The sequence below is a fragment of the Paraclostridium benzoelyticum genome, from assembly GCF_001006285.1.
GTDB classification, from domain to species: domain Bacteria; phylum Bacillota; class Clostridia; order Peptostreptococcales; family Peptostreptococcaceae; genus Paraclostridium; species Paraclostridium benzoelyticum.
The window spans coordinates 1-7,348 of record NZ_LBBT01000157.1 but is presented as its reverse complement, the minus strand read 5'-3'; the positions used below and the strand labels follow the sequence as shown (position 1 = coordinate 7,348).

Annotated in this window: 5 protein-coding genes; all 5 read right to left on the bottom strand. The window is 26.8% G+C overall.

From position 1 onward, the window contains the following. Positions 1–98: 98 nt before the first annotated feature. On the bottom strand, positions 99–1,781 hold the full coding sequence (cspC, locus tag VN21_RS07365) for a bile acid germinant receptor pseudoprotease CspC (protein ID WP_226896680.1): 1,683 nt from the start codon (positions 1,779–1,781) through the stop codon (positions 99–101). 21 nt (positions 1,782–1,802) lie between these two features. Continuing rightward, positions 1,803–3,953 carry a S8 family peptidase gene (locus tag VN21_RS07360; protein ID WP_052952005.1) on the bottom strand — a complete coding sequence of 717 codons (2,151 nt, stop codon included), beginning with the start codon at positions 3,951–3,953 and terminating at the stop codon, positions 1,803–1,805. A 546-nt stretch (positions 3,954–4,499) separates the two neighbouring features. Beyond that, positions 4,500–5,369, bottom strand: a complete 870-nt coding sequence (locus VN21_RS07355; protein ID WP_046822684.1) for a uroporphyrinogen decarboxylase family protein — start codon at positions 5,367–5,369, stop codon at positions 4,500–4,502. A gap of 8 nt (positions 5,370–5,377) precedes the next feature. Then, entirely contained in the window at positions 5,378–6,292 is a 915-nt protein-coding gene (locus VN21_RS07350; RefSeq protein ID WP_046822683.1) for a GTP-binding protein, read from the bottom strand. An 11-nt stretch (positions 6,293–6,303) separates the two neighbouring features. Further along, positions 6,304–7,348 (bottom strand): ASKHA domain-containing protein (locus tag VN21_RS07345; protein ID WP_046822682.1); only part of this gene is annotated, 1,045 nt, incomplete at its 5' end.

Genomic DNA, 7,348 nt, shown 5'->3' with positions numbered 1-7,348 from the left:
ACTATCAACTTAAGGCTATGACTGTTAAGTCATAGCCTTTTAATGTTGTTCTTAATTTATATAAACTATGTTTTTAGTTCTTCATATTATCCTTTCTTTTATCTTAAGTTTTGAGATATTTGTTGTATAGTATTTCTTAAATTTAAAACTCCATATCCCATTCTTATATTAGGATATTTATATATGAACCTATCAGCACCTATCATTAAATATGTCTTTATTATATCATTAAATATTAACCTCTGATTCAAATTACTTTGAGATACCAAAAAATCTACTAGTATAGATACAACTCCAGTTACAATAGAGCTACTTACTCCAGTTCCACTAGCCTTTACGTAGGACCTATCTTTATAAGGTCCTACTATATTTATACATGGAGCAACTATATCAGGTTTTAGTGGTACTTGATTTAATGTTCCTATTGATGATCCTAGCCACATACTATCAATTTCATTATTAAATCCTCCTATAGATATGCTATTCTCTGTAGCAGCAAAAATATTAGTAGTAGAAAAATAATTTGAATTTACAAATCTAGTATCTTTATCTATTAAATTTTTATTAGGCAAGTAAACATCATACTCTCCAGTTATAATAAATTCAGGCTGTAATCTAAGTGTCCACATTCCAGGTTTTACATTTTCTAATTTAATTAAAATTTCTCCCGTTCCTGATTTTATCCATGGATATATATACCGAAATGAATATTTAGTATTTTCAATGTTAAATGTCCCATTATACATATTTCCATCTGGAGAATATTGAATAGGATAACTATATTCACCAGATGGTGATATTAGAGTTGCTGAAATTTTATCTGGGCCAATACAGCTTATTGAAATATCTAAATTTTCCTGATTTCCTATTTGTATAATTACATCTTCTATTTCATCCATACTAATAAATTTTCCACTACAATGAATATCTGTATTACCTTCATTTCCCATTCCACTAACTACTATATTTCCAGCTCTTTTAAGTTCACTAAAAGTATCTAAAAAATTAGTTAAAATAATTGATTCACTTCTCTCTGCTAAAGTTAAATTCAATATGAAATTTTTATTATATTTTTTTATAAAGCTTACTACATAACTAATTCCTGCTAAAAAATCACTTAGTTCATATCCTATTGTTCCCTTTTTATATACATCTTTAATAGCTCTTAATTTTACAATAAGTAATTCACTTTTTGGTGCTATTCCTTTATATAGTGAGTTTAACCTTCCATTTCCACATGCTATTCCTGCAGCTATAGTTCCTGTTCCTTGTATGTCCTTAGTCAACTCGTAGCTATTAATTTTTATATATTCATTTATTTCCTCCCTACTAAATTCGCTTCCAAAGTTTAAGTTTTCTGGTGAATTACCTTTGTCACTTTCTTGATCCCATATAGCTATAATTTTGCTACTTCCATCTTCATTAATAAAGTCAGGATGTAAATAATCTATTCCAGAGTCAATAATAGCAATTACATTACCATCTCCAAATGTACATATGTATGGATTTCGCTCTATATAATCTATATCTGCTACTTCTCTTACTCTTGAACCCTTATTGTAATTATTATCACCAATTTCTATAAGAGAACTTACAGGAATAGATAACATCCAATCATATGCAAACTCAAGTTTATTTAAAATTCGCTCATCAAAAGATTCTTCTACATATATAGTGACCAGCTTTTCATTCAAAATAGCATACTGGTTAATATTATACTTTTCTAACTCATCTTTGAGTTCATATATTTCTCCATTATAAATAATAATATATGATTTCATAATTAATATCCTTCCAAAAAATTATTTTAATTGATCAAATGCACCTTTTATATCTAAAATTCCATAACCATAAATTTCATTTGGGTATACTAATCGATCACTTCTCTTTGCTCCACCTCTTAAAAATGTTCTTATCTTTTGAACGACCGCTTTACTTTTGTAATACCTGTCTGAAAATGTATATTGCATAACTAATGCAACTCCTCCGGCTACATACGATGCTGATACAGAACTACCTGTAATAGTACAATACTTTTTCCCAGGATATGCAGCTATTATATTAACCCCTGGAGCTACTATATCCGGCTTAATCATTTTTCCTATAACTCCTATTACAGGTCCTCTTGAAGATTCAGACCAAATACTTTTATTTACACTATCATATGTTCCTACAGTTATCATGTCTCTATACCCTCCTGGAAAACTTATTGTGTATTTAGGGTTATTTAAACTAAACTTAACAACAGACTTAGTTAAACCATTATTTGGAAGGTATAAATTATAAATTCCATTTGTTATATACTGACCAATTAATCTAATTGTCCAAATTCCTTTTTTTACATTTGTTAGTTTAATTGCCGTTTGTTGCTGTCCTCCATATGGTAAAGGATATATTGTGTAAATTCTATACATAGTTCTCTCTAGGTCAAATAATCCTTCCATTATACTGTAGTTTGATACATATGACAGTTTACTTTCTTCTCCAGTTGGAGATACTATTATTACGTTTAATTTATCTGGTTTATTCATCCATAAATCTACTTCAATCTCTTCCTCATCTTCATGTACTTCAATTTTTATATCTTTTACTTCCCCCTCAAAATTTATCAATCCTGTTGCATGGTGATCTCCTTTTCCTTCATTTCCTGCAGCTACAATATTACAAAATCCATATTCAAAAAATTTATCGTTCTCAATAGTACTTATTCCACTAGACATAGACTGATTACTTCCTAATGTTATATTGTTAATCAATGGCAAATTTTCTTTTTTTGCTTTTTCATATGCATATTCTAATGCTGCACTTAGCATGGAATTATTGTAAAATCCATTTATTTTTTTTAGTTTAACTACTATTAGCTCACTACTTTCTGCAACTCCTGAGTATTCATTATCTACACGTCCTAATCCACTACATATTCCACTTAATGCCGTTCCTATGCCTTCCTCGTCTATAGACAAATTTTTATTATTTTCTTGTATTGCCTTGTTTAAATCCTCTCTAGTATATTCAGTTCCTATAATAAATCCATCAGGAGGATTTTCATCTTTTGTCTGATCCCATAAGTAGCGAATCTTTGAAGTTCCATCCGGATATATAAAATCAGGATGCAAGTAATCAATCCCTGAATTTGCAATGCAAATTAAAACTTTACTACCACTTATATCTATATTAGGATTTGTTTTAAAATAATTTGCTCCTATTTCCTCTGTTGCAGTTATCCCATTTTCTGTACTTAAGTTAATTTTAGCTAATTGAGTCATCTTTATATGTCTCTCAATTGAAATTATTGATTTTAATCCATAAATATATGAACTCTGATCTATATTATTTTTATCTAAATATATAATTCCAAAATTCTTATGTATCTTATAAAGTTTAACCATTCCATTTAATTTATCTAGATCTTCATATATGTCTTCATTAAAATGAATATAAAAGGAGGGTATATATCTATCATAATCTATATCTTCATTAACTTTACTATGATGCAACTGTCTCACATTATTTGAATTTTTGGCAATAACTAACGATTTATTACCATCTTTTAGTAACACATTTTTTATTTCACAGTTCGTTCCTGTTGTAACATAAACTTCTAATTTTTTTTCTTTTACATTTAATTTTTTTAAATATAAACTCCATGTTCCTTCGTTTATTGATTTTTTTGATGTCATTTTTATAGTTAAGGATTTTTCATTTTTAGAACTTATGTCTATGCTTGTATTTTCTAAATCAAAGGTATTTCCTATTGAATCAAAATCTAATGGTCCCAAGAAATTATTATACTGGTTATATATGTATATACATATATCTTGTGAGTCTATTATATCTATATATAATTTTTTCACACCTTTTTTTATGTTTAATTCACATTTAGAGTATTCTTCATCTTCTTTTAATTTAACTGCTTTTTTCAAATAAAAATTATGCTTATATTTTTGCTTCAATCTACTAAGTTCTCCTATGTAGCTTTCTACTTCTTTTAAATCTATTATTACTGGGATATTTAAAGTTTCACATTTATTTAATATATATTGAATTTCTTTTTCTAAATTGGTTACATTCCAATCCCTATTGGATTTTTCTATACTTATTAATATAGATTTAACACATTCAATAGAATTTTTTTTACTTATTTTATACTTTTATTTTACATAATTTTTTATGTTTTCGTCTTTTCCTAAAAATTTTGATATAGTTTCAACTTTCTCATATATGTTAACAATGCATTCATCATATTCTAAAATAGCTTTACAATATATAAAAATCCCTCCTCAACAAATTCTTTTATCAAAATATTATATGTGTATATTTGTATGTAATGATAGTTTTGTCACTAATTAATATGGGTAATCTGCAAATTGATAGATATAACTTACGATAACTAGTTTTAACTAATATGTTAATTACTCAAAGCTTTTCAAAATTAGCATATGAAAATTAAAAAAGAAACTACCATTAAATTTTATTAAAATTTAATGGTAGTTTCTTTTTTAATTAATATCGATTATAAAAATTTGTGAATTTTTCAAATTATATTGAGTTCTTTTCATACAATTATTACCTATAATTTTAACTTTTTTACTTTCTATAATATTGCAGATAGCTTCTCCGTAAGTTAAGCAACTTTCATATTCAACTTTTGTAAATTTACATTTCTTTAGATTAAAAAGCGCTGAAGACGTCTTTCCACATATGTGTATTACCCCTTCGCCAATACATGTCGAAGCTCTTTCTAATATATTGATAGTTGTTTTACTAACTACTTCTTCATATACTTTTGGGCCAACAATATTTATATCTCCTACTGGGTCACTATAGGATATTATCTTAGCTCCTTTTTCATATCCTTTAACTATATAATTAACTATATTATCCTCAATAATATTCATTAACTTGTCTATACACTCAAGGTTCTTTCTAACCCCTTTATAAAAATACTTTAAGTCTACAAGTAAAGATATAATTGTCATAGGTCCGCAAACATTCAAAGTTACTATTTCATTTTTTGAACTTAGTATACTTATTGATTCTAATACTTCTTTTATCCTTCCATTGTCAAAATCTATATTATCTAATTTAGATAATTCTTCTAAACTAGAAAATGCATAATCTCTTGACCTAGGACAGTTTTTTTCATCTCCTAAGTTTATATTTGCACCAAAAGCTTCAGCCTCTACTGTAGTACAAAATGGCAACTTGCAAATACTATCTTTTCTATAATCTTTTAAACTTTTCGATATGTATGCCATATCATTTGCATTCTTATGTAAATTAGGAAAACTTAAATTAGAACCCTGTATTATCTCTAGTGGTATATTTTCATTATCTATCTGATCACATTTAAACTCTAATTTTTCCATATTTCCCCCTATATAAAAGTCTTTTTTAATTCTTCAAACTTTAACTCCGTTCCTATTATACAAAGTTTAGGACAAATTTTTAAGCAACTTTTTTTAATGTCATATTTACCATTTACATAATTGAACTCCAATAGACTATTTCCACTATTTACAAAACCTTTACATCTTATTATTTTACCTAATGACTCTGTTTCTAAAGTTTCAAAGATTTTTTCTATATCTTTTGTAGAGTATGTTTTAATAGGCATTAAAGCTATAGATGAGATTTCTTTCATGCTTTCACTTATATCTTTAGTTTTTATTTTTTTTATATCTTCATCGCTAAAATTAGCTAACTCATTAATATTTTTAGTTACTTTATAAAATTCTTCACTATCCCATTCTTCATAAATTATGTATGAGTTTTCATTTATATTTTTCAATGAATTAATTACCATATTTAAATTTTCATTATCTATAAGTTGAGATTTACTTATTGTTATTGTCTTAGCATTTTTTATTTGGTCTTCATAAAATTCACCAAAATTATCTATATAATCGAAATAATTAACTCCATCTACCACAGTAATTATAGAATTTAATTTTAAATATTTTTTAAGCTTTTTATCATTAAGCATTACTAATATTTCACTGAGTAAACCTACTCCAGTTGGCTCTATTACTATTCTATCAGGACTAAGTTTTTCTATAATTTCCTCTATAGTGTTTTTAAAATTTAATTTTATACTACAGCATATACATCCATTTTGAAGTTCTATAACTTCTAGTCCATCTTTTTTTATAAGTTCTCCATCTATTCCTATTTGTCCAAACTCATTTTCTAAAACTACAACTTTTTCATTCTTATTATCATTTAGTATTTTTTTTATAAGCGTAGTTTTTCCAGAACCTAAGAATCCAGAGACTATATCTATTTTTATCATTTAATCACCTTTTAAAATTTTAAGCAGTCTGTAAATAATCTTTCATATCCTTCTTTTGTAGATAATTCGAAATAATTTATATCACTTGCTATAAAATCCATATTTTTTCTAATATTCTTAGATAATAAACTCATAATAGCTCCTGTTTTAGAGGAGTTTCCTATATATGTTATCTTATCTTTAAGCTCTTTTGGTATTATACCAACCCCAACTAAACTTTCTATGCTTAGATGCTTCCCAAATTGTCCAGCTATTATTACTTTATCTAACTCATTTATATCCATGTTAACTTGATCTGCTAATGCATAAATTCCTGATAAAATAGCTCCTTTTGCAAGTTGCACTTGTCTTATATCTTCTTGAGTTATAGATATTTCTTTATCACCTTTAGATATTATAAATCGTCTCTTTTTATTTTCATCTGCTATGTAATCACTTAAGTGACTTATTTTTTTATTATCTTTTGCAGCATCTTTTTTTACTATACGCCCTGTCTTTCCTATAAGTTTTAATCTTGCTAATTCACTAATTGCATCAACAATTCCGCTTCCACATATTCCTACAGGTTTCTGATTTCCTATAGTATTGATATTTATTTGATTTTCAATTTTGATATTTTCAATAGCCCCATCTCCAGCCCTCATTCCACAGCTTATATTCATACCCTCTAATGCAGGTCCTGCTGCACATGAACAAGATACTAACTCACCTTTTTTAGATAAGACCATTTCTCCATTTGTACCTATATCTATAAATAATACATTTTTATCTGTCTCTTTTAAGTTACTAACACATACACCCGCTACAATATCAGCCCCTATATAACTAGATACGCCTGGAAGTAAATACACACTTCCAAACTTAGATATTTCTATACCTAAGTCTTTAGCCCTAACATTTTTACTTTTCACAAAAGTAGGTGAATATGGAGATTTTCCTATAGACATAGGGTTAATATTTAATAATACATGCATCATAGTTGTATTTGCAGCTATTGAAACTTCATATATATTAGATACATTTATAGAATTTTTATTACATAATTTTTTTATTAAA